At 63.3% G+C, this 23,434-nt stretch carries 21 protein-coding genes; 11 read left to right on the forward strand and 10 right to left on the reverse strand.

Going from position 1 to position 23,434, the window contains the following annotated elements:
* Positions 1–168 precede the first annotated feature (168 nt).
* The 10 genes from tkt (at position 169) to ABWI03_RS19410 (ending at position 9,987) form a co-directional block, all read left to right on the forward strand.
* A complete protein-coding gene (tkt, locus tag ABWI03_RS19365) occupies positions 169–2,271 on the forward strand; it encodes a transketolase (RefSeq protein ID WP_003944976.1) in 2,103 nt (700 codons plus the stop codon).
* Between the two features lie 5 nt (positions 2,272–2,276).
* Positions 2,277–3,401 carry a transaldolase gene (gene tal, locus ABWI03_RS19370; protein WP_166810208.1) on the forward strand — a complete coding sequence of 375 codons (1,125 nt, stop codon included), beginning with the start codon at positions 2,277–2,279 and terminating at the stop codon, positions 3,399–3,401.
* Between the two features lie 4 nt (positions 3,402–3,405).
* Positions 3,406–4,950: a glucose-6-phosphate dehydrogenase gene (gene zwf, locus ABWI03_RS19375; protein WP_003944956.1), complete on the forward strand. Its 1,545-nt coding sequence runs from the start codon at positions 3,406–3,408 to the stop codon at positions 4,948–4,950.
* Positions 4,950–5,858 carry a glucose-6-phosphate dehydrogenase assembly protein OpcA gene (opcA, locus tag ABWI03_RS19380; RefSeq protein ID WP_095970270.1) on the forward strand — a complete coding sequence of 303 codons (909 nt, stop codon included), beginning with the start codon at positions 4,950–4,952 and terminating at the stop codon, positions 5,856–5,858. The genes zwf and opcA overlap by 1 nt, the downstream gene beginning before the upstream one ends.
* Positions 5,851–6,591 (forward strand): 6-phosphogluconolactonase, encoded by a 741-nt coding sequence (gene pgl, locus ABWI03_RS19385; RefSeq protein WP_235172212.1) that lies wholly within the window; start codon positions 5,851–5,853, stop codon positions 6,589–6,591. The genes opcA and pgl overlap by 8 nt, the downstream gene beginning before the upstream one ends.
* A gap of 367 nt (positions 6,592–6,958) precedes the next feature.
* The gene (locus tag ABWI03_RS19390) at positions 6,959–7,879 is read left to right on the forward strand and encodes an SDR family oxidoreductase (RefSeq protein ID WP_298773793.1); all 921 of its coding nucleotides are present in this window, start codon (positions 6,959–6,961) and stop codon (positions 7,877–7,879) included.
* 25 nt (positions 7,880–7,904) lie between these two features.
* Positions 7,905–8,249, forward strand: a complete 345-nt coding sequence (locus ABWI03_RS19395) for an iron chaperone (RefSeq protein WP_298773795.1) — start codon at positions 7,905–7,907, stop codon at positions 8,247–8,249.
* Positions 8,250–8,356: 107 nt separating this feature from the next.
* Positions 8,357–9,004, forward strand: a complete 648-nt coding sequence (locus tag ABWI03_RS19400) for an AAA family ATPase (protein WP_234036694.1) — start codon at positions 8,357–8,359, stop codon at positions 9,002–9,004.
* A gap of 28 nt (positions 9,005–9,032) precedes the next feature.
* Positions 9,033–9,353, forward strand: coding sequence for a TfoX/Sxy family protein (locus ABWI03_RS19405; protein WP_166810212.1), 321 nt, complete (start codon positions 9,033–9,035; stop codon positions 9,351–9,353).
* A gap of 121 nt (positions 9,354–9,474) precedes the next feature.
* Positions 9,475–9,987, forward strand: a complete 513-nt coding sequence (locus tag ABWI03_RS19410) for a hypothetical protein (protein WP_298773800.1) — start codon at positions 9,475–9,477, stop codon at positions 9,985–9,987.
* On the opposite strand, the gene ABWI03_RS19415 is transcribed toward ABWI03_RS19410, so the two are convergent.
* From ABWI03_RS19415 to secG, 3 genes are all read right to left on the reverse strand, one after another.
* Positions 9,974–10,759, reverse strand: coding sequence for an oxidoreductase (locus tag ABWI03_RS19415; protein WP_298773802.1), 786 nt, complete (start codon positions 10,757–10,759; stop codon positions 9,974–9,976). The two genes, ABWI03_RS19410 and ABWI03_RS19415, sit on opposite strands and share 14 nt — an antisense overlap.
* A gap of 106 nt (positions 10,760–10,865) precedes the next feature.
* A complete protein-coding gene (ppc, locus tag ABWI03_RS19420) occupies positions 10,866–13,640 on the reverse strand; it encodes a phosphoenolpyruvate carboxylase (protein WP_296555510.1) in 2,775 nt (924 codons plus the stop codon).
* A gap of 103 nt (positions 13,641–13,743) precedes the next feature.
* A complete protein-coding gene (gene secG, locus ABWI03_RS19425; protein ID WP_095970190.1) occupies positions 13,744–13,977 on the reverse strand; it encodes a preprotein translocase subunit SecG in 234 nt (77 codons plus the stop codon).
* Between the two features lie 209 nt (positions 13,978–14,186).
* On the opposite strand from secG, the gene ABWI03_RS19430 reads away from it, so the two are divergent.
* Entirely contained in the window at positions 14,187–14,972 is a 786-nt protein-coding gene (locus ABWI03_RS19430) for a tyrosine-protein phosphatase (RefSeq protein ID WP_298773805.1), read from the forward strand.
* 91 nt (positions 14,973–15,063) lie between these two features.
* On the opposite strand, the gene tpiA is transcribed toward ABWI03_RS19430, so the two are convergent.
* From tpiA to uvrC, 7 genes are all read right to left on the reverse strand, one after another.
* Positions 15,064–15,849 (reverse strand): triose-phosphate isomerase, encoded by a 786-nt coding sequence (gene tpiA, locus ABWI03_RS19435; RefSeq protein WP_298773807.1) that lies wholly within the window; start codon positions 15,847–15,849, stop codon positions 15,064–15,066.
* Between the two features lie 6 nt (positions 15,850–15,855).
* Complete coding sequence (locus ABWI03_RS19440; RefSeq protein WP_003944901.1) at positions 15,856–17,067, reverse strand: phosphoglycerate kinase; 1,212 nt, start codon at positions 17,065–17,067, stop codon at positions 15,856–15,858.
* A 17-nt stretch (positions 17,068–17,084) separates the two neighbouring features.
* On the reverse strand, positions 17,085–18,104 hold the full coding sequence (gene gap, locus ABWI03_RS19445) for a type I glyceraldehyde-3-phosphate dehydrogenase (protein ID WP_003944851.1): 1,020 nt from the start codon (positions 18,102–18,104) through the stop codon (positions 17,085–17,087).
* A 158-nt stretch (positions 18,105–18,262) separates the two neighbouring features.
* Positions 18,263–19,240: a DNA-binding protein WhiA gene (whiA, locus tag ABWI03_RS19450; RefSeq protein WP_021344225.1), complete on the reverse strand. Its 978-nt coding sequence runs from the start codon at positions 19,238–19,240 to the stop codon at positions 18,263–18,265.
* Positions 19,237–20,295, reverse strand: coding sequence for a gluconeogenesis factor YvcK family protein (locus ABWI03_RS19455; RefSeq protein WP_124568630.1), 1,059 nt, complete (start codon positions 20,293–20,295; stop codon positions 19,237–19,239). Before ABWI03_RS19455 ends, whiA begins: the two co-directional genes overlap by 4 nt.
* On the reverse strand, positions 20,292–21,191 hold the full coding sequence (gene rapZ, locus ABWI03_RS19460; RefSeq protein ID WP_172436543.1) for an RNase adapter RapZ: 900 nt from the start codon (positions 21,189–21,191) through the stop codon (positions 20,292–20,294). The genes ABWI03_RS19455 and rapZ overlap by 4 nt, the downstream gene beginning before the upstream one ends.
* Positions 21,188–23,380 (reverse strand): excinuclease ABC subunit UvrC, encoded by a 2,193-nt coding sequence (gene uvrC, locus ABWI03_RS19465; RefSeq protein ID WP_124568631.1) that lies wholly within the window; start codon positions 23,378–23,380, stop codon positions 21,188–21,190. The genes rapZ and uvrC overlap by 4 nt, the downstream gene beginning before the upstream one ends.
* Positions 23,381–23,434 lie beyond the last annotated feature (54 nt).

Raw genomic sequence — 23,434 nt, forward strand, 5'->3', positions numbered from 1 at the left:
CTCTTCACGACACACTGCTGACACTGTTCTCTACTACGAACGATGGTAGACCGCAGCCATTGAGGAACCGAATCGACCCGGACAGCCAGGACCATTAGGCTGGGTTACGCAGTGGAGGGACACCCCACCCTCGCAATCCACGTACACCATGTCAGGAGACATCTGCCAGTGTCGATCACAGACGAGATCCACGTCCTCACGCAACCCGTCCACCCCTCGGACTGGACCGACCTGGACACCAAGGCTGTCGATACCGCCCGCGTGCTCGCCGCCGACGCGGTTCAGAAGGTCGGCAACGGCCATCCCGGAACTGCAATGAGCTTGGCGCCGTTGGCATACACCCTCTTCCAGCGCGTCATGCGCCACGATCCTTCGGATGCAGAATGGGTCGGCCGTGACCGCTTCGTTCTTTCCTGTGGTCATTCGTCCTTGACGCTGTACACCCAGCTCTACCTGTCGGGCTACGGTCTCGAGCTCGCTGACCTCGAAGCTCTCCGCACGTGGGGCGCTCTGACCCCCGGTCACCCCGAGGTCGGCCACACCGTCGGCGTCGAGATGACCACCGGTCCGCTGGGCCAGGGTCTCGCCTCCGCAGTCGGCATGGCGATGGCCGCGCGTCGTGAGCGCGGACTGTTCGATCCGGAGACCCCGGTCGGCTCCTCCCCCTTCGACCATCACATCTACGTGATCGCGTCCGACGGTGACATCGAAGAAGGCGTCACGTCCGAGGCCTCGTCTCTCGCCGGTGTCCAGGAACTGGGCAACCTCATCGTCTTCTACGACGACAACAAGATCTCCATCGAGCACGACACCACTATCGCTCTCGGCGAAGACGTCGGAAAGCGATACGAGGCGTACGGCTGGCACGTTCAGCACGTCGAAGGTGGCGAGAACGTCTCCGGCATCCTCGACGCGGTTGCCGCGGCCAAGGCCGTCGTCGATCGTCCGTCCATAATCTTGCTCCGCACCATCATCGGTTTCCCGGCTCCGAAGAAGATGAACACCGGCGACGTCCACGGCTCCGCTCTCGGTGCCGACGAGGTTGCCGCGGTCAAGGAAGCCCTCGGCTTCGATCCGGCCAAGTCCTTCGACGTCGATGCCGACGCGCTGGCTCACGCCCGTGAGGTCGTCTCCCGCGGCGCCGACGCACGCAAGGCATGGCAGGTCGAGTTCGACGCGTGGGCCGCACGTGAGACCGAGCGCAAGGAACTCTTCGACCGCCTGTTCGCCGGGGAATTCCCCGCCGGCTGGGCCGACGCTCTCCCGACCTACGAGGCCGACGCCAAGGGCGTTGCGACTCGCAAGGCCTCCGGTTCGGCACTCAACGCGCTCGGACCGATCCTGCCCGAGCTGTGGGGCGGCTCCGCCGACCTCGCAGGCAGCAACAACACCACCATCAAGGGTGCAGATTCGTTCGGCCCCTTCTCCATCTCCACCAACGACTGGAATGCGCAGCCCTACGGCCGCACGCTCCACTTCGGCATCCGTGAGCACGCGATGGGCTCGATCCTCAACGGCATCGCGCTGCACGGCCCGACCCGCCCGTACGGCGGAACCTTCATGGTCTTCTCCGATTACATGCGCCCGGCGGTTCGCCTGGCCGCACTGATGAAGACTGCCGTCACCTACGTCTGGACCCACGACTCCATCGGCCTCGGCGAAGACGGCCCGACTCACCAGCCGGTCGAGCACCTCGCTGCTCTTCGTGCGATCCCGAACCTCGCCGTCGTCCGCCCGGGTGACGCCAACGAGACCTCGTTCGCATGGCAGGCAGCACTCGAGAACAAGACGGGCCCGACGGCTCTGGCACTCACCCGCCAGGACATCCCGGTTCTCGAAGGCACCAAGGAGAAGGCTGCCGAGGGAGTAAAGCGCGGCGCTTACGTCCTCGTCGACGCAGCCAACGGTTCGCCCGAGGTCATCTTGCTGGCCACCGGTTCGGAACTGCATCTGGCCACCGAGGCTCGCGAGACCCTCGAAGCTCAGGGCGTCGCAACCCGCGTCGTCTCCGTGCCCTGCCTCGACTGGTTCCTCGAGCAGGATCAGGCGTACCGCGACGAGGTCATTCCGCCCGCCGTCCGCGCGCGTGTGTCCGTCGAAGCCGGCATCGCGATGCCGTGGTGGCGCATCCTCGGCGACGCCGGTCAGGCCGTCTCGCTCGAGCACTACGGCGCTTCCGCCGATTACAAGACCTTGTTCCGGGAGTTCGGCATCACTGCCGACGCGACTGTCGAAGCCGCGCAGCGCTCCCTCGCAGCTGTGAAGGGATGATCTCGATGACACAGAACGTGAATACCGAAAAGCTCTCCGCTGCAGGCGTTTCCATCTGGCTCGACGACCTCTCGCGAGATCGCATCCAGTCCGGCAACCTGCAGAACCTCATCGACACGAAGTCGATCGTGGGCGTCACGACCAACCCGTCGATCTTCCAGGCAGCACTCTCCAAGGGATCGGCCTACGACGCTCAGGTCCGTGAGCTCGCACAGCGCGGCGCCGATGTCGACGCCACCATCACCGCGGTGACCACCGACGACGTGCGTGCTGCGTGTGACATCCTGGCTCCGCAGTTCGAGGCGTCGAACGGCGTCGACGGACGCGTGTCCATCGAGGTCGATCCTCGCCTGGCACACGACACCGACGCCACCGTCGCGCAGGCGATCGAGCTGCACAAGATCGTCGATCGCCCGAACGTCCTGATCAAGATCCCCGCGACGTTGGCAGGCATTCCCGCCATCGCCAAGGTGATCGGCGAGGGCATCAGCGTCAACGTCACCTTGATCTTCTCGGTCGAGCGCTACGAAGCAGTCATGGGCGCATACCTCGACGGTCTCGACACCGCCAAGGCTGCCGGCCGCGACATCTCCTCCATCGAGTCGGTCGCCTCGTTCTTCGTTTCCCGCGTGGATTCCGAGATCGACAACCGCCTCACGGCAATCGGCACGCCGGAAGCCCTCGAGCTTCGTGGCAAGGCTGCACTCGCAAACGCACGTCTGGCGTACAACGCGTACCAGCAGATCTTCGAGGTGCAGCCGCGCTTCCAGGCTCTTCTGGCCGACGGCGCCAAGGCTCAGCGTCCGCTGTGGGCGTCGACCGGCGTGAAGAACCCGGATTACCCCGACACGCTCTACGTCACCGAGTTGGTTGCGCCGAACACGGTCAACACCATGCCGGAGAAGACGCTCGACGCTCTCGCCGACCACGGCGAGATCACCGGCGACACGATCTCGGGCACCGCTCAGGAGTCGCAGGCGGTCTTCGATCAGCTCGCTGCAGTCGGCATCGATCTTGCGGACGTGTTCAAGGTCCTCGAGACAGAGGGCGTCGACAAGTTCGAGGTGTCCTGGAACGAGTTGCTCGACGCAACCGCCGAGCAGCTCCGCGCAGCAACCCAGAAGAGCTGAGCCTGTGAGCGATTCCGCGGCGGCATCAGATTGGGTGAATCCCCTTCGGGACAGCACCGACAAACGGCTTCCGCACATTGCGGGGCCCTGCGCCCTGGTGATTTTCGGTGTTACCGGCGACCTTGCCAGGCGCAAGCTCATGCCCGCCATCTACGACCTCGCCAACCGTGGACTGTTGCCGCCCGGATTCGCTCTGGTCGGGTTCGCCCGGCGTGACTGGACGGACGAGGACTTCGCGAACGTCGTCCTCGAAGCAGTCAAGGACGGCGCTCGCACCAAGTTCCGTCAGGACGTGTGGGAGCGGCTCGCCGAAGGCATCCGGTTCGTGGAGGGCAGTTTCGACGAGGCCGAGGCCTTCCAGAACCTGTCCGACACGTTGGCCACGCTCGACAACGAGCGTGGCATCGGCGGCAATCACGGTTTCTACCTTGCGATTCCGCCCAACGCTTTTCCTCAGGTGCTCGAGCAGCTGTCGGCGTCGGGCCTCGCGCAGGCCGAGGACGGTCAGTGGCGGCGAGTCGTCATCGAGAAGCCGTTCGGTCACGACCTCGAGAGCGCTCGCGAACTGAACGCCGTCGTCAACAAGGTGTTCCCCGAGGACACGGTCTTCCGTATCGACCACTACCTCGGCAAGGAAACCGTCCAGAACATCCTGGCTCTGCGCTTCGCGAACCAGTTGTTCGATCCGATCTGGAACGCGCACTACGTCGACCACGTTCAGATCACGATGGCCGAGGACATCGGCCTCGGTGGCCGTGCCGGGTACTACGACGGCATCGGCGCTGCCCGCGACGTGATCCAGAATCACCTGCTGCAGTTGCTCGCGTTCACGGCGATGGAAGAACCCATCAGCTTCGAGCCGCTCAACTTGCAGGCGGAGAAGATCAAGGTCCTCTCCGCTACTCGCCTCGCCGAGCCCCTCGACGAGACCACCGCCCGCGGCCAGTACGCGGGCGGCTGGCAGGGCGGGCTGCCCGTGGTCGGGCTCCTGGAAGAAGACGGCTTCGCAGCGGACTCCATCACGGAGACCTTTGCCGCCATCACCCTCGAGGTCGACACCCGCCGCTGGGCAGGTGTGCCGTTCTACCTGCGTACCGGCAAACGACTCGGCCGTCGCGTCACCGAGATCGCGGTGGTGTTCAAACGTGCACCGCACCTGCCGTTCGACAAGACGATGACCGAAGACCTCGGCCAGAATGCTCTGGTCATCCGGGTGCAGCCCGACGAGGGGGTCACCATGCGGTTCGGTTCGAAGGTCCCCGGATCGAGCATGGAAGTCCGTGACGTCAACATGGACTTCTCGTACGGTCAGGCTTTCACCGAGTCGTCACCGGAAGCGTACGAGCGACTCATCCTCGACGTGTTGCTCGGCGAGCCGTCTCTCTTCCCGGTCAATGCCGAAGTCGAATTGTCTTGGGAGATCCTCGATCCCGTCCTCGAACACTGGGCAGCCGGCGGTAAGCCGGAACCCTACGAGGCCGGAACGTGGGGACCCCCGTCTGCGGACGAAATGATGCAACGCACCGGACGCGAATGGAGGCGACCCTAGTGATTCTCGATTTGCCGTCCACCACCACGGTCCAGGTCAGCAAAAAACTGGTCGAGGTCCGCAAGACCGGCGGCGCTGTCACCTTGGGGCGAGTGTTGACGCTCGTCGTCTGCACCAGGGACACCGGGAATGCCGAGGAAGCCATCGAGGCTGCCAACGAGGCAAGCCGAGAGCACCCTTGCCGCGTCATCGTGCTTCTGCGTGGTGACGAGCAGAGTGAGCCTCGACTCGACGCTCAGATCCGTGTCGGCGGAGACGCCGGCGCCTCGGAGGTCGTGGTGCTGCGACTCTACGGTCCGTTGGCCGATCACGAGAGCAGCGTCGTCATCCCGTTCCTGCTTCCCGACACACCGGTTGTTGCCTGGTGGCCCCTCGAGGCACCTGAGATTCCGGCCAAGGATCCTGTCGGGAGGCTCGCGATACGGCGTATCACCGATGCCACCGGCGCGCCCGATCCGACTGCCACCATCAAGGGTCGACTCGCGTCGTACACCGCCGGTGACACCGATCTCGCCTGGAGTCGCGTCACCTATTGGCGCGCTCTGCTCGCGTCGGCTCTCGATCAGCCGCCGCACGAGAAGATCACCTCCGCAGTGGTCTCCGGTCTCAAAACCGAACCGGCACTGGATATTCTCGCCGGTTGGCTGGCAGCCAAGATCGACGGTCCGGTCATCCGGCGTACGGGTGAGCTGACGGTCGAGTTGAAGCTCGAGACCCGCAGCATCTCCATCAGTCGTCCGCAGGAGGGAACGACTGCAACCTTGATCCGCACCGGTCAGCCTGACGCGTTGGTTTCTCTGGGGCGCCGAGAGACACGCGATTGCCTCGCCGAGGAATTGCGTCGACTCGATCCCGACGAGATCTACGAAGAAGCGCTGGCAGGACTGGAGAAGGTGACCTATGAGTGAAGTTGTCGTAGAGAAGTTTTCCGACGCCGGCAAACTGGTCGATGCTGCTGCCGCACGCCTGGTCACGACCATCGTCGACGCCCAGAAAGCTCGCGGAGTCGCGTCCATCGTTCTGACCGGCGGCGGAACCGGCATCGCACTTCTCGAGAAGTTGCGTGCGGCTCCCGGCGACATCGACTGGTCGCAGATCGATCTGTACTGGGGCGACGAGCGGTTCCTGCCGTCCGGCGATCCCGAGCGGAACGAAGTGCAGGCACGTGAGGCACTCCTCGATCATGTGCCGGTCGATCCTGACCGGGTGCACCCGATGGCTGCATCCGACGGTATCTACGACGGTGATCCCCACGGTGCGGCGACGGCGTACGAACAACTGCTGGGTGCTCAGGCGCACGGCAATCAGGTTCCGACGTTCGACGTGCACCTGCTCGGTATGGGCGGCGAAGGGCACGTCAACTCACTGTTCCCGCACACCGATGCTGTTCGCGAAGAAGCGCGTTTCGTCGTCGCGGTGACGGACTCCCCCAAGCCGCCGCCGGTTCGTATCACGCTGACGCTGCCTGCTGTTCGGCGAGCCAAAGAGGTCTGGCTACTCGTCTCCGGCGCTGCAAAGGCCGAGGCCGTTGCCGAAGCCGTCGGAGGTGCTTCCGCCGAAGACTGGCCGTCAGCCGGTGCCACCGGTCTGGTTGCGACACGTTGGTTCCTCGACACGGACGCCGCCTCGCAGCTTCCGTAATCTGATTTCACGGATCTGATTTCACGGATCTGATTTCACGGATCTGATTTCACGGATCTGATTTCACTCCGGGCCGGGAATCGTCTTCAGGCGATTCCCGGCCCGGAGGTGCATCGAGGGTGTTCTCACAGTGGCAAGTCCCGACTACAAGACGAGTCCGGATCAGAGGCGAATTCCCTTTGGATGCAACTGAACTCAATCCCGAAATTCCACTTCTCCAACGGGCGCTCTGCCCCACACAACGATTCATTTCTCTCCTTGTCTCGTTCTTCGAGCAATTACTTCCTTGGACGCCGCGGAGTACGGTTCGGTTCCGCTGATCGCCCTCGCTCTTGAACGAAGCAATCCAGGCGAGAACAATCGAACAATGTCGTGGACACCGAATCCGGACGCACTTCGCGGGCGAGTTGCTGTTGTTGCCGGGGCGACGAGGGGCGCCGGACGCGGGATCGCCGCAGCCTTGGGCGAGGCCGGTGCAACCGTCATCTGCACTGGCCGGAGCACATCTGCCGGAATACTTCAGTCGGACTATCCGCGCGGCGAAACCATCGAGGAGACGGCAGAGCTGGTCACCGAACTCGGCGGCGTCGGCGTGCCGATTGCCGTCGATCATCTCGAGAGCACGCAAGTGGCTGATCTCGCCGAACGCTTGCGCGCCGACTATCAACATATCGACATCTTGGTCAATGACATCTGGGGCGCGGAACTGCTCAAGGGTGGGCCGGCGGAGTGGAACACGCCGGTATGGGAACTCGATCTGGACAAGGGCTTTCACATCTTGCGTCTGGCGATCGACACCCACATCACCACGTCGCATCACCTCCTGCCGCTGATGATCGATCGGCCAGGCGGATTCGTCGCCGAGATAACCGACGGCACTACCGAATACAACGCGTCGAACTATCGCATCTCGGTGTTCTACGACTTGGCGAAGGTGTCCGTGAACAGGCTCGCATTTTCGCAAGGCCACGAACTTGCCCCGTTCGGCTGTACTGCCGTCGCCATCACTCCCGGGTTCCTGCGATCGGAGATGATGCTCGACAATTTCGGTGTCGGTGAATCGAATTGGCGTGACGCTTTGTTGCCGGTTCGAGATGGTCCGACTGCGCCTGCGGATTTTGCCCGCTCCGAGTCACCAAGATTTATCGGACGTGCGATCGCCGCCCTCGCCGCCGATCCGAATCGGAAGCGATGGAATCAGCGATCGGTCACTTCAGGCGAACTCGGAACGGAATACGGGTTCACCGACACCGACGGCAGCCGACCGGATTTTTGGCGAGCCAACTGAATCCGACTGTGATTAAGATCCGTTCATGGCCGAATTCGCGACGATCGACCAATACATTGCGTCGTTTCCCGCCGACGAGCAACGAGTCCTCGAGAGCATCCGCGAGACGATCCACAACACCGTTCCCGGCCTCGATAAAACCATCAGCTATCAGATGCCCACCATGAGAGTGAACGGGAAGAATCTGGTTCACTTCGCAGGCTGGAAACACCACATCTCGATGTACCCGCTCCCGGCAGGTGATGCAGAGTTCGAGAAGTCCGTCGACCCGTACCGGGCTGCGAAATCAACGGTGAAGTTCCCGCTGAACAAACCGATCCCTCTCGACCTCGTGGCCCGAATCGTCGAATTGCTCGCGCAGCGCCACTAGCCCCAGTTCCCGTCGGAGCCTTGTGAGAGCGTATGGCCGTGCAGAGACAACCCATCCGACACATCAAAGCCGGGACATCGTCAGGCGCTGACGTAGGCAGCTGGCCGATGACGGTACCCGCTGTTGCGCAGATCGTTCAGGACGGTCTCGAACTTCCACCGGGTGTCACCATTCTGGTCGGCGAAAACGGAGCGGGAAAGTCGACCGTCATCGAAATTCTTGCCGCCGTTCTCGGTCTCAATGCCGAAGGCGGGTCGACCAATACGCGGCATCAGACTCGATCGAGTGAACCGGGCGGCCTCGACCTTGTGGTCGAGCGGAGTCCCGGCGCATCGAAGTGGGCGTACTACCTCCGAGACGAAACATTGCACGGGCTGTACACGTATTTGGAGGACAACCCCAATCCCAGGCGGCCTGAACCGCTTTACCATCACCTCTCCCACGGTGAGGCGCTGCTCGAGATCCTGTCGTCGAGGACCTCGGACGGTGGCTTCTATCTCATCGACGAACCCGATGCCGCACTCTCCTTCCAAGGAACTTTGACGCTGGCCGCGTTGCTTGGCGAGCTGGTGGAATCCGGCGCGCAGGCGTTGATCGCGACGCACTCGCCGATCATCGCGGCGCTGCCGAACGCCAATCTGCTCGAGATCGGCGAATGGGGAATCAGGAGTGCAGCCTGGGAGGACCTCGACCTCGTCTCGAACTGGCAGCGATTCCTGCACGACCCGCAGACGTACCTGCGCCACCTGATCTAACCTGGAACTCCACCCCCAGGAGGCCTCCATGGCATACGACAAAGCGCTGGCCGAGCGTATCCGCGACGCGCTCTCGGGCGAGGACGACGTCGAAGAAGTCAAGATGTTCGGTGGCCTGAGTTTCATGGTCAACGGGAAGCTGGCCGCCAGCGCGAACTCACACGGAAACATTATGGTTCGCTGCGACCCCGATCGAGTCGACGAGCTCCTGACGCACAAAGGTGCGAGTTGGCCCGAGATGCGGGGTAAGCCGATGAGCAAGGGATGGATCGTGGTCGACCGAACGGGTACGAGTTCGAACGTCGAGTTCGATGCGTGGATCAAGGAAGCTCTGGACTTCGTTCACTGACCGGTAGTGCCGCCTCGAGCAATTTCGGTCGATTCGGCAAAAGTGAACTGGGCGGCCCTTAGACTCCGGAAAAGCATCGGATTGGGCGCCTCGACGGCGCGGAGGAAAGGTGGTCCGTCGCGTGACGTTCACACCCAATCAGCCGGATCACCAACGCGCCTTCGGGTTTCAGAGGCCGACGACCCACGCGGTTCCCTCGCTCATGCCCGATCGTTTCGGACCTAGCCTCATCGGATCGCTGTGGGCGTGCGCCGGGATCGTCGCCGGAAGCCTCGGCCCGTGGACGTCGTCCTCCGCCCTCGACCACAGTGGTATCGACGAATGCGGAGTGATCACTCTCGCCCTCGCCCTGTGCGCGGTGACCGCGCTGATCGCCCTCATGGTTCGAGACGTCACCCCCGAGATGAAGAATCACTGCACGGGACCGCTGGTGGGAATCGCCGTCTTGATCGTTGCCGTCGGAAACGCCGCGTCCATTGTGCGGCGTAGTACTGAGGTCGCAGGGCACACCGCCGGACCGTCCATCGGGTGGGGACTGTGGGTGGTCATCGCGTCCGCCGTGATCCTGTGCATCACCTCGTCGACCGTCGCGCACATGATCAGGTTCCAGGCAGCAATGATCACAAGGTTTTGATCAACCCGCCGTCGATCACGAAATCCGCGCCCGTCACGTTCCCCGCGCGATCGCTGGCGAGGAACAACACCAGGTCCGCTACCTCTTCGGGAAAAGTGAATCGACCCGTCTCGGCGCCGGCGGCGGCACTGTCGACGATATCGTCGGCGGCTGAACCATTCGCCTTCGCCAGCGTCGAGGCCACTCCGTGCTCGCCGAGCCACAACTCCGTCTGCACCGGACCAGGGCTGACGGTATTGACGCGAATCCCCTTCCCGCCGAGTTCCTTCGACAACGACTTCGAGAAGTTGGTCAACGCCGCTTTCGCGGCGCTGTAGTCGATCACCGTGGGGTCAGGCAAGAACGCGTTGACCGAACTGATCGTCACGATGCTGCCGCCACCTCGGCCGATCAACTGCGGCAGCGCAGCGCGAACTGTGCGTACAGCCGACAAGAACGTCAGATTGAACGAGGAAACCCACTCTTCGTCTGTGATGGCCGCGAAGCCGCTCGTTCGCGGGGTGACGGCGCCGACGTTGTTGACCAGAATGTCGACGCCGCCCCTAGCTGCTGCAACCTCGAGTAGTCGGGTTGATCCTTCGGCACTCGCGAGATCGACGCCGACAAAGGTGACGGCGCCGCCGGACTGCAGCGATTCGAGTTCCGGCGAGAGAGACCGAGAACCGGCAACTACGTGAACACCCTCGGCTACCAGTGCGCGCGTGACGGCCAACCCGATGCCTTTTCCCGCGCCGGTGACCACGGCAGTTCTTCCGTTCAATTGCAGATCCACTGCGGTCCCCGTTCGGTCCTGCGCGCAGCGGTAGGTGTGCGTGCGACGGCTCTAGAGTCGCCGCACGCACACCTCGGTAAACCTGCAGAACCAGCCGCTGTTACACCTAGCCACTGTTACGAAGTGCGGTGGCCAGGCCGTTCATCGTCAGCTGGATCCCCCGACGCACCTGATCGCTCTCGTCGCCGGAACGGTACCGGCGGATCAGCTCGACCTGTAGATGGTTGAGAGGTTCGAGGTACGGGAACCGATTGTGGACCGAACGCTCGAGTCCCGAATTGTCGGCGAAGAGGTTCTCGTTGCCCGTGATCGCCTTGTACATGCGAATCGTGCGTTCGTGCTCGTCGGTGATCATTCCGAAGACTCGATCGCGTAGTTCGGCGTCGGGCACGAGGTCCGCGTAACGGGCCGCCAAACCGAGATCCGACTTCGACATCACCATGGCCATGTTCGAGAGCACGGTTCGGAAGAACGGCCACTTCTCGTACAGGGCCGTCAACGTGGCGAGCCGAGTGTCGTCTCCGTCGATCCATCGTTCGAACGCGGCGCCGGTGCCGTACCACCCCGGAAGCATCACGCGAGATTGACTCCACGAGAGCACCCAGGGAATGGCACGCAGGTCGGAGATCGCCTTCGTCTGCTTGCGAGAGGCCGGGCGAGAACCGATGTTGAGTGCCCCGATCTCGGCGACCGGTGTCGACGCTTCGAAGTACTGCACGAATCCTGGTGTGTCGTGCACCAATTCGCTGTACGCGGTACGAGCGAGGGCCGCCAACTCGTCCAACACCGCGTAGGCCGCATCGGCGTCGCTGCCAAGTCCCTCGACGTCGAGCAACGTCGACTCGATAGTCGCGGCGATGAGTGTTTCGAGGTTGCGATGCGCCAGGCGCGGTTCGGCGTACTTGGCCGCAATCACCTCACCCTGCTCGGTGATGCGCAGAGAACCGGCGACTGCACCGGGAGGCTGCGCGAGAATCGCTTCGTAGCTCGGTCCGCCGCCACGTCCCACGGTTCCGCCGCGGCCGTGGAAGAGCCTCAACCTGATTCCGCTCTTACGCGCGGCATCGACGAGGTCGAGTTCGGCACGGTACAGCGCCCAGTTGGCGGCGAGATACCCGCCGTCCTTGTTCGAGTCGGAATACCCGAGCATCACTTCCTGACTGTCACCGCGAGATCGGACGATGGCGCGATAGATCGGGATGTCCAGAGTCGCCAGTAGCGTGTCGGCGCCGCCCTGCAGATCCTCGATCGTCTCGAACAGCGGGACGATGCCGATCGGGCAGGAGGGTTCGCTACCGACGCCCGGATCGAGCACCCCGACCTCTTTGAGCAGCACCGCAGCTTCGAGCATGTCACTGACCGAGGTACACATGCTGATGATGTAGTTGGGTACTGCGCCCGCTCCGAGAACCCGTACTGCCTTGGCGCCGGCCGCCATGATGGCCAGTTCCTTGGTGGTCAATTCGCTGAACTCGGCGTCCGGCGAAGTCAGCGGTCGCCGCGTCGTCAACTCGGCCGACAACAATTCCACTCGATCGGCTTCCGGCAACGACGCGTAGTCCGGGTGAACTCCGGCCCACGCCAGAAGCTCTGCGACGACGCTTTCGTGGACCTCGGAGTTCTGCCGCATGTCCAGACCGGACAGGTGAAATCCGAACACCTCCACCGCTTCTCGGAGCCGATCGAGTCGATCGTCGGCGATGGTCTCGTCGCCGAAACGACGCAGCGAGGTGTCGATGATGCCGAGATCCCGCTGCAACTGTGCCGGTTCGGTATACGCCTCGAGACCGTCATCGGAGCCGTGGGCGGGCAACTCCCCCAGCACGGACAATGCAGTGGCGCTCAATCGCCCGCGGATACCGCGAATGGCGCGACGGTAGGGCTCATCGGCCCGGAAGGCGGAATCGTCGCCGGAGGTGGACGCCAGCAGATCCAGTTCGGGGGTGACGGACACCAAGCGCGCCGACATCGACAGTTCACGCTCGAGATGTTCGAGTTCCTCGAGATGGTGCTCGAGAGCAGTTGCCGCGGCGCGCGACGTGGCGCGCTGAACGATTTCGCCGGTCACGTACGGGTTGCCGTCGCGGTCACCGCCGATCCACGAACCCGGCCTCAGGATCGGTTGCGGCAGAAGTCCGGCGTCCGGCCAACGCGTGCGCAGAGCTTTGCGGACCTCCGCATTGATCTTCGGAATCACCTCGAACAACGCCGCGTCGTAGTAGCGCAGGCCTACCTCGATTTCATCCTGAATACGGAGGCGGCTGAGCCGGATCAGAGCCGTCTGCCACAAGGTGAGGATCTGACGGCGCAATTGCAGATCGACGTCAGCGGTTTCGGCGACGCTCAGCGCCGTGCGCTCGCGGTATCGCATCAACTCGGTGATCCGACTCTGCGTCTCGAACACCGTGCGGCGTCGAGTCTCCGTCGGGTGAGCGGTGATGACGGGCGAGACCAGGGCGCCCCGCAGTGCTTCTTCGACGGTGGCCGAGTCGATATCGGCTGCATCAAGTTTGGTGTACGTGGCCGCGAGAGTGCTGTCGCGGGGCGGTTCACCCGCGTTGACGTGGATGGCCCGTCGACGCTCGCGGTGGATGTCCTCGGCCAGGTTGGCGAGCAGTGCGAAGTGACTGAACGCCCGGATGACGGGAATGGCGTCGTCCGTACTGATTTCGGCGAACAGCGAAACCAGTTCGGCGCGGTCGATCTCCGACCGACGGACACGAAACGACTCGACGCGGGCTCGCTCGACTAGATCGAACACATGGTCGCCGGCTTGCTCTCGCACTATTTGTCCGAGTATTCCGCCGAGAAGCCGGATGTCTTCGCGCAGCGGCTCGGTGGCCTCTCGCGGTGTTTCTCGATGCGACGCGGTTTCAGTCATCACACAATTATCGACCGAAACAAAGAACCCCGCTCGATAGGCGGGGTTCCGTGTCTGAAATTCGTGTGTGACGAACTACCGGCTGTAAGTCATGCGCCGAGAATCAGGCGAACTTGATCTCCAGGCCGATGCCGACGATCGAGATGAGCCAGATCAACGCGGTGAAAACAGTCAACCGGTCGAGGTTCTTCTCGACAACAGTCGATCCGGACAGGCTGGACTGGACACCGCCACCGAACAGACTCGACAAACCGCCGCCCTTACCGCGGTGCAGGAGCACCAAGGCGATGAGGAGCAAGCTGGTGACGACCAGCAGGATATCCAGGAACAGTTTCATGTCTGTCTACGTCCACCAATCCAATAGGGACAACTACAACCGATAACACCATACAGGCGCGCACAGATAACCTGACCACATACCCACCTTGCGCATGACATTGCTCCCGGCCAGGCACAACTCTTGGTCAGTGGCATCGATCACACGGTCGAGATACCGATTCAGTAGTTTCTCAGTAGACGCGACTCTACCTCCGAAAGGCCCGCTCCATGCTCTCCGACGCAACCCTGCCTGACACTTCCTTGCCTGACACACCGCGTCTGGCTTCGATTCACAACTTCCGCGATGTGGCCGGCCCCGGATACGTGACGACCAGCGGACAGGCGATGAGCCGCGGCGTCTTCTACCGCGCCAACGTGCTCACGCCCTCGCCCGACGATCTTGCAATCGTGGAATCACTGGGGCTGACCGCCGTCTACGACGTGCGATCCGAAACCGAAGCGAGCGAAACTCCCGACATCGTGCCCGTGCCGGCGATGTACGCGCACATTCCCATCCTGTCCGGCAACATCCACGCCGAAGCGATGGCAATCCGAACAGCTGACGCTGCAACAGCTTTCATGCAGAACATCAATCGCAGCTTCGTCGTAGACCCCGTCACACGAAACGGATTCTCACAGTTGTTCGCCGCCCTGGCGACTACTGCAGGGCCGCAACTCTTCCACTGCACTGCAGGCAAGGACCGAACAGGCTGGGCGGCAGCGTTACTGCAGACACTCGCCGGAGTACCGCGAGAAACGATCATGGCGGACTACCTGCTCACGAATACGTACTCGGCCGGGTACATCGATGCGACGGTCGCGAGGATCGCCGCCGCCACAGATACCGACAAGGGCGAGGTGATCCGGTTGCTGCTCTCCGTCGACGCACGTTACCTGGATTCCGCCTTCGAACAGGTGGAGCACCACTACGGCACCGTCGAGAACTATCTGACCTCAGGGTTGGAGCTTGCACCGGAACTGATCGCCACGTTGGAATCCAAACTCGTCAGCTGAATCCGGCAAATCAAAAACTGCGGGCGTGTGACCTACTCGGTCACACGCCCGCAGTTTGAGTCCTGCAGTTTCAGCTCACTACCCGATCACATCACGGGAGTGGACCGCCTGCCGCGATCGCAGACAGTGTCGCGAACTCGTCAGCCTTGAGCGACGCGCCGCCGACAAGAGCGCCGTCGACGTCGGTCTGGCCGACGATCTCTCCGACGTTCTTGGAGCTGACGCTGCCGCCGTACAGAACGCGAACGCCGGCCGCGACCTCGGCGTCGGCAAGGTCGGCAACTGTTGCTCGTACCGCAGCGCACACTTCCTGTGCATCGGCGGCAGAAGCGACACGGCCGGTGCCGATGGCCCAGACAGGCTCGTACGCGATGACGATCTTGGAGATCTCCTCCGCGCTCAGGCCCGCCAACGAACCCTTGAGCTGGTCGACGTTGTAGGCGACGTGATCGCCTGCTTCGCGGATCTCGAGGCCTTCACCGATGCACACGATCGGTGTGAGGCCGTTCTTGAGAGCAGCCTTGGTCTTGGCGAGGACGGTCTCGTTGGTCTCACCGTGAAGGGTGCGGCGCTCGGAGTGACCGACCACGACGAAGGTGCAACCGAGCTTGGCCAGCATGGAGCCGCTGATCTCGCCCGTGAACGCACCCGAGTCCTGAGCCGAGACATCCTGCGCGCCGTACGTGAGGAGGAGCTTGTCGCCCTCGATCAGCGTCTGGACGCTACGGATGTCGGTGAACGGCGGGATGACCGTGACATCCACTTTGTCGAAGTACTTCGCAGGCAAGGAGAATGCGATCTTCTGCACCAGGGCGATGGCCTCGAGGTGGTTCAGATTCATCTTCCAGTTGCCGGCGATCAACGGCTTACGTGCCATGTCGGATCAGCCTTCCAGTACTGCGATGCCGGGCAGCTCTTTGCCCTCGAGGTACTCGAGGGAAGCGCCACCACCGGTGGAAATGTGCGAGAAGCCCTCGTCCGGGATACCGAGCTGACGAACGGCTGCTGCGGAGTCGCCGCCGCCGACGACACTGAAGGCGCCCTTCTCGGTTGCCTCCACGATTGCCTCGGCGACACCGCGGGTGCCTGCCTCGAACTTCGGGAACTCGAACACGCCCATCGGGCCGTTCCAGAACACCGTCTTGGCGCCGGTCAGGATCGCGGCAAAGCGCTTGACCGACTCCGGTCCGATGTCCAGACCCATCCAGCCGTCGGGAATCTTGTCGAACGGAACGATCTTCGACTCGGCATCGGCCGAGAAGGAGTCCGCGACAACGACATCCTGAGGAATGTGGATGACGTCGGCGTACCGGTCGAGGAGATCCTTGCAGGTCTCGATCATGGACTCTTCGCACAGCGAATTGCCCACGGAGACACCCTGAGCTGCGAGGAACGTGTAGAACATTCCGCCGCCGATCACCAGAGTGTCGACCTTCGGTGCCAGTGCCTCGATGACGGCCAGCTTGTCCGAGACCTTGGAGCCGCCGAGCACCACTGCGTACGGACGCGCTGCGTCCTGCGTGAGCTTGGCGAGCACCTCGACCTCGGCGCCGACCAGGTAGCCCGCGTAGTGCGGGAGCAGCTTCGCGACGTCGAAGACCGACGCCTGCTTACGGTGAACAACACCGAATCCGTCGGAGACGAATGCGCCGTCGTCACCGACCAGCTCGACGAGAGCTTTGGCGAGCTTGACCCGCTCGGCTTCGTCCTTGCTGGTCTCGCGAGGGTCGAAACGGATGTTCTCGAGCATCAGGACGTCACCATCGGTGAGTCCTTCGGAACGAGCCAGCGCGTCCTGTCCCACGACGTCACCGGCGAGTTGCACGTTGCGACCGAGGATTTCGGCCAACTTCGCGGCAACCGGTGCGAGGGAGAACTTGGGATCGGGCTGACCGTCTGGGCGCCCGAGGTGCGCGGTCACGATGACCTTCGCTCCACCCTCGGCAAGTGCCCGCAGGGTGGGAGCGGACGCGACGATGCGGCCCGGGTCCGTGATTTCTCCGCCATCCAACGGGACGTTGAGGTCGGAACGCACCAGTACGGTGCGCCCCTCGACCCCAGCGTCCAGCAGATCCTTCAGCGTCTGAACTGCCACTGTTATCGAAACTCCGCTCAGAGAGACTTGGCGACGAGGCCGATGAGGTCGGCGAGGCGGTTGGAGTAGCCCCACTCGTTGTCGTACCAGGAAACGATCTTGACCTGGTCGTCGATGACCTTCGTCAGACCCGAGTCGAAGATCGACGAGTGCGGGTCGGTGACGATGTCCGAAGAGACGATCGGTGCGTCGGTGTACTTGAGGATGCCCTTGAGGGGTCCTTCGGCAGCAGCCTTCATCGCGGCGTTGATCTCGTCGGCAGTGGCCGACTTCTTCAGGTTCGCGGTGAGGTCGGTGACCGAGCCCGTGGGGATCGGCACGCGCAGTGCGTAGCCGTCGAGCTTGCCGAGCAGCTGCGGGAGAACCAGGCCGATGGCCTTGGCTGCACCGGTGCCGGTGGGAACGATGTTGAGGGCGGCTGCGCGGGCACGACGGAGGTCTGCGTGCGGAGCGTCCTGCAGGTTCTGATCCTGGGTGTACGCGTGGATCGTGGTCATCAGACCCTTGACGATGCCGAACTCGTCGTCGAGAACCTTGGCGATGGGGCCGAGGCAGTTGGTGGTGCACGACGCGTTGGAGATGATGTTCTGGCTGCCGTCGTACTTGTCGTCGTTGACGCCCATGACGATGGTGATGTCTTCACCCTTGGCCGGAGCCGAGATGATGACCTTCTTGGCGCCGGCTTCGAGGTGTCCCTTGGCCTTTGCGGCGTCGGTGAAGATACCGGTGGACTCGACGACGACGTCGACGCCCAGCTCGCCCCAGGGAAGTTCGTTCAACGGGCCGCGGTGTGCGAGGGCCTTGATGCGCTGATCGCCGACAACGATCGTGTCGTCACCGTCGAGCGACACGTCGTACGGCAAACGGCCGAGGATGGAGTCGTACTTCAGCAGGTGAGCGAGCGTCGCGTTGTCAGTCAGGTCGTTGACTGCCACGATCTCGATATCGGTGGTTCCGAGCGCCTTCTGCGCATCCACCGCCCTGAAGAAGTTACGTCCGATACGGCCGAAACCGTTTACGCCAACCCGGACAGTCACAATTCGCTCCTTTGACCATGATTCTGGTGTGCAACTTGACCCACGCATACTCCGAATCCGTGTGTGCACGACGCGGACGTGGGGTTCATCGGTCGATGTGACTCATACCCTAATGCGCGTGGCCCGAACGTGCGCAGCCCACCCTGACGGAGGGCAGGTCACCCCTCTTCGAGTAGCTCCACGTTCACTGCGGATTCGGTGTCGGGTATGCCCGTTTCTTTCGCCTTGCGATCAGCCATGGACAGCAGGCGACGGATACGTCCGGCGACGGCGTCCTTGGTCATCGGCGGGTCCGCCAACTGGCCGAGTTCTTCGAGGGACGCCTGCCGATGCTCGACGCGCAGTGCGCCCGCCGCCGCGAGGTGATCGGGCACGTCCTCGCCGAGGATCTCCAACGCACGCTCGACGCGTGCAGCGGCTGCGACGGCGGCGCGGGCCGAGCGTCGCAGGTTGGCGTCGTCGAAGTTGGCGAGGCGATTGGCAGTGGCGCGGACCTCGCGTCGCATCCGTCGCTCCTCCCACACCAGACGCGTGTCCTGTGCTCCCATTCGAGTCAGGAGATCACCGATGGCCTCACCGTCGCGGATCACCACACGATCCGTTCCGCGCACCTCACGTGCCTTCGCCGAAATCCCGAGACGCCGCGCAGCACCGACCAGAGCAAGTGCGGCTTCCGGGCCCGGGCAGCTCACTTCGAGCGCCGACGAACGGCCGGGTTCGGTCAGGGAACCGTGCGCGAGGAACGCTCCGCGCCACGCCGCTTCGGCGTCGCCGACACTTCCGCCGACCACCTGCGCGGGCAAGCCGCGGACCGGGCGTCCGCGAAGATCGAGCAATCCTGTCTGGCGGGCCAGCGCCTCGCCTTCCTTCGCCACGCGCACGATGTAGCGAGCGGACTTACGCAGCCCGCCCGCGCTGAGTACGTGAACGTCGGCGCTGTAGGTGAACAGGTCGAAGATCTCCCGGCGCAGACGTCGCGCCGTGGAGCCCAGATCCACCTCTGCCTCGACGACCACCCGGCCGCCGACGATGTGGAGTCCACCGGCAAAGCGCAGCAACGCGGAGACCTCTGCCTTGCGGCAGCTGACCTGAGTCACCACTAACCGGCTCAGTTCGTCCTTGACCTCCGCTGTCATTGCCACGAAGCGTTCTCCCTCTGTTCTTTCTCGGACTGCTGTTCTTGCAGGGACTGCTGTGTCGAATCCCCTACTGCCGCACCGCTCGACAGTTCGGCCAGTACATCGGCCAGTTTTGCCGGATCGTGTACATGCGCTGCGCCCGGTGAGGTGTCCGCGACATCCGCGTACCTGACTTCGGCTGAAAATTGATCCGCCGCACGCTGCAGATGTTCACGTTCACGCCCGGCCGGTACCGACGCCGAGTCGACCACCACGTAGTCGACCCGGAAATCGGGCACGTGTTGGGAGAGTACGTGCAGGTGACGCTCTGCGGAGAATCCGGCGGTCTCCCCCGGCTCGGGGGCGAGATTGAGCACCAGCACCTTTCGAGCCTTCGTCGACGACAGTGATTCGACGAGTTCGGGTACCAGGACGTGCGGGATCACGCTCGAGAACCACGATCCCGGACCGAGCACCACGAGATCGGCACGATCGATCGCAGTTACTGCGTCGGGGCACGCGGGCGGATTGGACGGGAGCAGTCTCACACGCCGCACCTTGCCCGGCGTGGTCGCGACGGCGACCTGTCCACGAATGCAGCGGCTGACGCGGGGGTCCTCTTCGAGTCCTTGAACGTCGGCTTCGATCTCGAGCGCGATCGGCGACATCGGCAGCACACGGCCACGGATTCGCAGCAGTCGCGCCATCTCGTCGAGCGCGACGACCGGATCGCCGAGCACCTCGGTGAGGCCGGCCAGGATGAGATTGCCCACCGAGTGCCCGGCAAGTGCGCCGACACCGCCGAAGCGATGCTGGATGGTCCGCGTCCAGTCGACGATCTCGGGTTCGTCCGACGCGAGAGCCGCGAGCGCCATCCGGAGGTCACCGGGCGGGATGACGCCGAGTTCGGCGCGCAGCCGACCCGAGGAACCACCGTCGTCAGCGACGGTGACCACTGCGGTGACGTCGACTGTCAGGCGTCTGACGGCCCGGAGGGTGGCGAACAATCCGTGGCCGCCGCCGAGCGCGACAATCGCCGGATCGGAAGACGTGCGCTGTGTAGGTTCACTCATTCGCGCCCCAGATCCCGGTGCACGATGCTGACGGAGATGTCTTCCTCGGAACCCAAACGCCTCGCGAGAGCTTCCGACATGGCCACGCTTCGGTGCTTACCGCCGGTGCACCCGACTGCAATTGTCATGTAGCGCTTTCCTTCTCGTCGATATCCGGCGATGGTCAAATCCACCAGATGCCGGTAGGTGTCGAGATAGTCTTCCGCACCCTCGCGGGACAACACGTAATCACGGACGTCGGCATCCTGACCGGTGTGCGGACGAAGTTCGGGGATCCAGTGGGGATTGGGCAGGAATCGAACGTCACAGACGAGATCGGCGTCCATCGGCAGGCCGTACTTGAAGCCGAACGACTGGACCGTCACCTTCATCGTGCGGTTGGCGTCGTTTCCGAATGCGGTTTCGATCTTCTGACGCAGCTGATGCGCCTTCAGCGCAGACGTGTCGATGACCAGATCTGCGGCTGCCTTCACCACAGCCAGCTGGCGACGCTCGGCTGCGATGCCTTCGGACAACGTGCCGTCGATGCCGTCGTTCTGCAAGGGATGGCTGCGGCGTACCTGTTCGAACCGTCGGATCAACACGTCGTCCGACGCTTCGAGGTAGAGCACCCGGGTGTGGATCGGTTCCGCTTCGAGTTCGGTGAGCACCCAACCGAGGTCGCCGGTGAAGAGTCGACTCCGCACGTCGATCACGACGGCAAGACGATCGACCGGCGGATCGGAGGTCAAGCTCAGACCGACCATTCGGGATATGAGCTCAGGTGGCAAATTGTCCGCGACATACCAGCCGAGGTCCTCGAGCACCTTGGCAGCGGTACTCAAACCTGCTCCGGACAATCCCGTCACCAGCAGGAAATCCATCGTTCGACTGTCTTTGGCGCTGTCGGTAGTCACTGTGCACTCGGCCCCGTCGTCGGCATGGACAATTCTCGCGACTCGGAGCCCTCGTCACCGCTACCGGATTCGACGCTGGGCGCGTCAGCAGACGTAACAGACGATTCGGATTCCTTGTCCAGCTCATCATCCCCTACCGGCGCGGGCAGCGCGCGAGCTTCAGCCCCCGTATCGGCTGCGGCCGAATCCGTTCCGAGTGCGGCCAGAACCGCTGTGGCGGTGGTCTCACCGATACCAGGGACCTGCATGATCTCCTCGACCGTTGCCGTTTTCAGCTTTGCCACGGAACCGAAGTGCGCCACCAGAGCGGTACGACGAGTTTCACCGAGCCCCTTGACCGAGTCCAGCGCCGAAGCCGTCATCCGCCTCGAGCGTTTGCTGCGATGGAACGTGATCGCGAATCGGTGAGCTTCATCTCGGATGCGTTGCAGTAGGTACAACGACTCGCTCGTTCGGGGAAGGATCACCGGATCTTCTTCCCCCGGCACCCATACCTCTTCGAGTCGCTTGGCCAATCCGACTACCGCGACGTCGGTAACGCCCAGCTCGTCGAGGACCGCCGCTGCCGCCGTGACCTGAGGAGCGCCGCCGTCCACGACGAACAGATTGGGTGGATAGGCGAACCGCCGAGGCCTGCCCGTCGCCGGGTCGATCGCCGCTTCGGGAGCGAGATCCCCACCGTCCGCGTCCATGGTCGACGCTGACGCGGCGAGAACGCCCAGGTCGCGGTTGTGTCGCAGAAACCGCCTGCGGGTGATCTCGGCGATACTCGCCACGTCGTCGGAGTGACCGTCGCCGGCTGCTTCCTTGATCGCGTAATGCCGGTAGTCCGACTTACGCGGGAGCCCGTCTTCGAACACGACCAGTGACGCCACGACGTCGGTTCCTTGGACGTGACTGATGTCGATGCACTCGATTCGTAGTGGAGCCGAGTCCAGGTCCAGTGCTTCCTGGATGCCCTGCAGCGCCGCGGAGCGTGAAGTGAAATCGCCGGCGCGTTTGAGCTTGTGCTGCGCCAGAGCTTCTTTCGCGTTTCTCTGGACCGTTTCGGCGAGGTCTTTCTTGTCTCCGCGTTGCGGAACCCGCAGTTGCACTTGTGATCCCCGAAGCTTGCTCAGCCACGCCTGGATCTCGGTCGCGTTTGCCGGCAGGACCGGCACGAGAACTTCCTTGGGAACGGCGCTGATCCCGGCCTCGGAGCCCGCTCCCGGGTCGAGTGCCGCCTGCTCACCGTAGAACTGGGTGAGGAACTGTTCGACCAGGATCGGCAGGTCGGACTCGGCGTCGAGTGCGGCCCAGTCGATGGCGTCACCTGCCTTCTCCACGACCCATCCACGCTGACCCCGCACGCGTCCGCCGCGCACGTGGAACACCTGAACGGCGGCCTCGAGATCATCGGCGGCAAAGGCGACGAGATCAGCGTCGGTGCCGTCACCGAGTACGACTGCCTGCTTCTCGAGCGCCTTGCGCAAGGCTCCGATGTCGTCACGCAGACGGGCTGCGGTCTCGAAGTCGAGATCCTCGGAAGCCTGCTGCATGCGCTTCTCGAGATCTTTGACCAGCTTGTCGGTGCGGCCGGCGAGGAAGTCGCAGAAATCTTCGACGATCTGTCGATGCTCCTCGGCGCTGACTCGCCCGACGCAGGGCGCCGAGCACTTGTCGATGTAGCCGAGCAGACACGGACGACCGATCTGGTTGTGCCGTTTGAAGACTCCGGACGAGCACGTTCGCGCGGGAAATACTCGCAGCAGCAGATCGAGGGTTTCGCGGATGGCCCACGCATGAGAGTAGGGACCGAAGTAGCGGACACCTTTGCGCCGCGGACCGCGGTAGACGAACAGCCTCGGGAACTCTTCGTTGAGCGTCACGGCGAGAACCGGATACGTCTTGTCGTCGCGGTACCGCACGTTGAACCGCGGATCGAATTCCTTGATCCAGTTGTACTCGAGCTGAAGCGCTTCGACTTCGGTACTGACGACGGTCCACTCGACGCTGCCGGCGGTGGTCACCATCTGCCGCGTACGGGGATGAAGTGTCGTGACGTCCGCGAAGTACGAGTTCAAACGTGAACGGAGGCTTTTCGCCTTTCCGACGTAGATGACCCGACCATGCGGATCGCGAAATTTGTAGACGCCCGGCGCAGCCGGAATGGTTCCGGTAGCGGGGCGGTAAGTCGAGGGATCCGGCACGGTTTCAGGTTAGTCGCCGCCACCGACCGACTCGGAAACGCGCAGGATGCGGGC

Source organism: Rhodococcus baikonurensis (genome assembly GCF_040489275.1).
In the GTDB taxonomy this organism is placed as follows: Bacteria; Actinomycetota; Actinomycetes; order Mycobacteriales; family Mycobacteriaceae; genus Rhodococcus_F; species Rhodococcus_F baikonurensis.

Bases quoted from the DNA above. Each gene is read 5' to 3' on its own strand.
- ABWI03_RS19395 (WP_298773795.1), top strand. From the start codon at position 7,905: ATGGCCGAATTCGCGACGATCGACCAATACATTGCGTCGTTTCCCGCC.
- ABWI03_RS19455 (WP_124568630.1), bottom strand. From the start codon at position 20,295: ATGAGTGAACCTACACAGCGCACGTCTTCCGATCCGGCGATTGTCGCG.
- tal (WP_166810208.1), top strand. From the start codon at position 2,277: ATGACACAGAACGTGAATACCGAAAAGCTCTCCGCTGCAGGCGTTTCC.
- ABWI03_RS19400 (WP_234036694.1), top strand. From the start codon at position 8,357: ATGACGGTACCCGCTGTTGCGCAGATCGTTCAGGACGGTCTCGAACTT.
- ABWI03_RS19430 (WP_298773805.1), top strand. From the start codon at position 14,187: ATGCTCTCCGACGCAACCCTGCCTGACACTTCCTTGCCTGACACACCG.
- ABWI03_RS19405 (WP_166810212.1), top strand. From the start codon at position 9,033: ATGGCATACGACAAAGCGCTGGCCGAGCGTATCCGCGACGCGCTCTCG.
- tpiA (WP_298773807.1), bottom strand. From the start codon at position 15,849: ATGGCACGTAAGCCGTTGATCGCCGGCAACTGGAAGATGAATCTGAAC.
- ppc (WP_296555510.1), bottom strand. From the start codon at position 13,640: ATGACTGAAACCGCGTCGCATCGAGAAACACCGCGAGAGGCCACCGAG.
- whiA (WP_021344225.1), bottom strand. From the start codon at position 19,240: ATGACAGCGGAGGTCAAGGACGAACTGAGCCGGTTAGTGGTGACTCAG.
- secG (WP_095970190.1), bottom strand. From the start codon at position 13,977: ATGAAACTGTTCCTGGATATCCTGCTGGTCGTCACCAGCTTGCTCCTC.
- ABWI03_RS19390 (WP_298773793.1), top strand. From the start codon at position 6,959: ATGTCGTGGACACCGAATCCGGACGCACTTCGCGGGCGAGTTGCTGTT.
- pgl (WP_235172212.1), top strand. From the start codon at position 5,851: ATGAGTGAAGTTGTCGTAGAGAAGTTTTCCGACGCCGGCAAACTGGTC.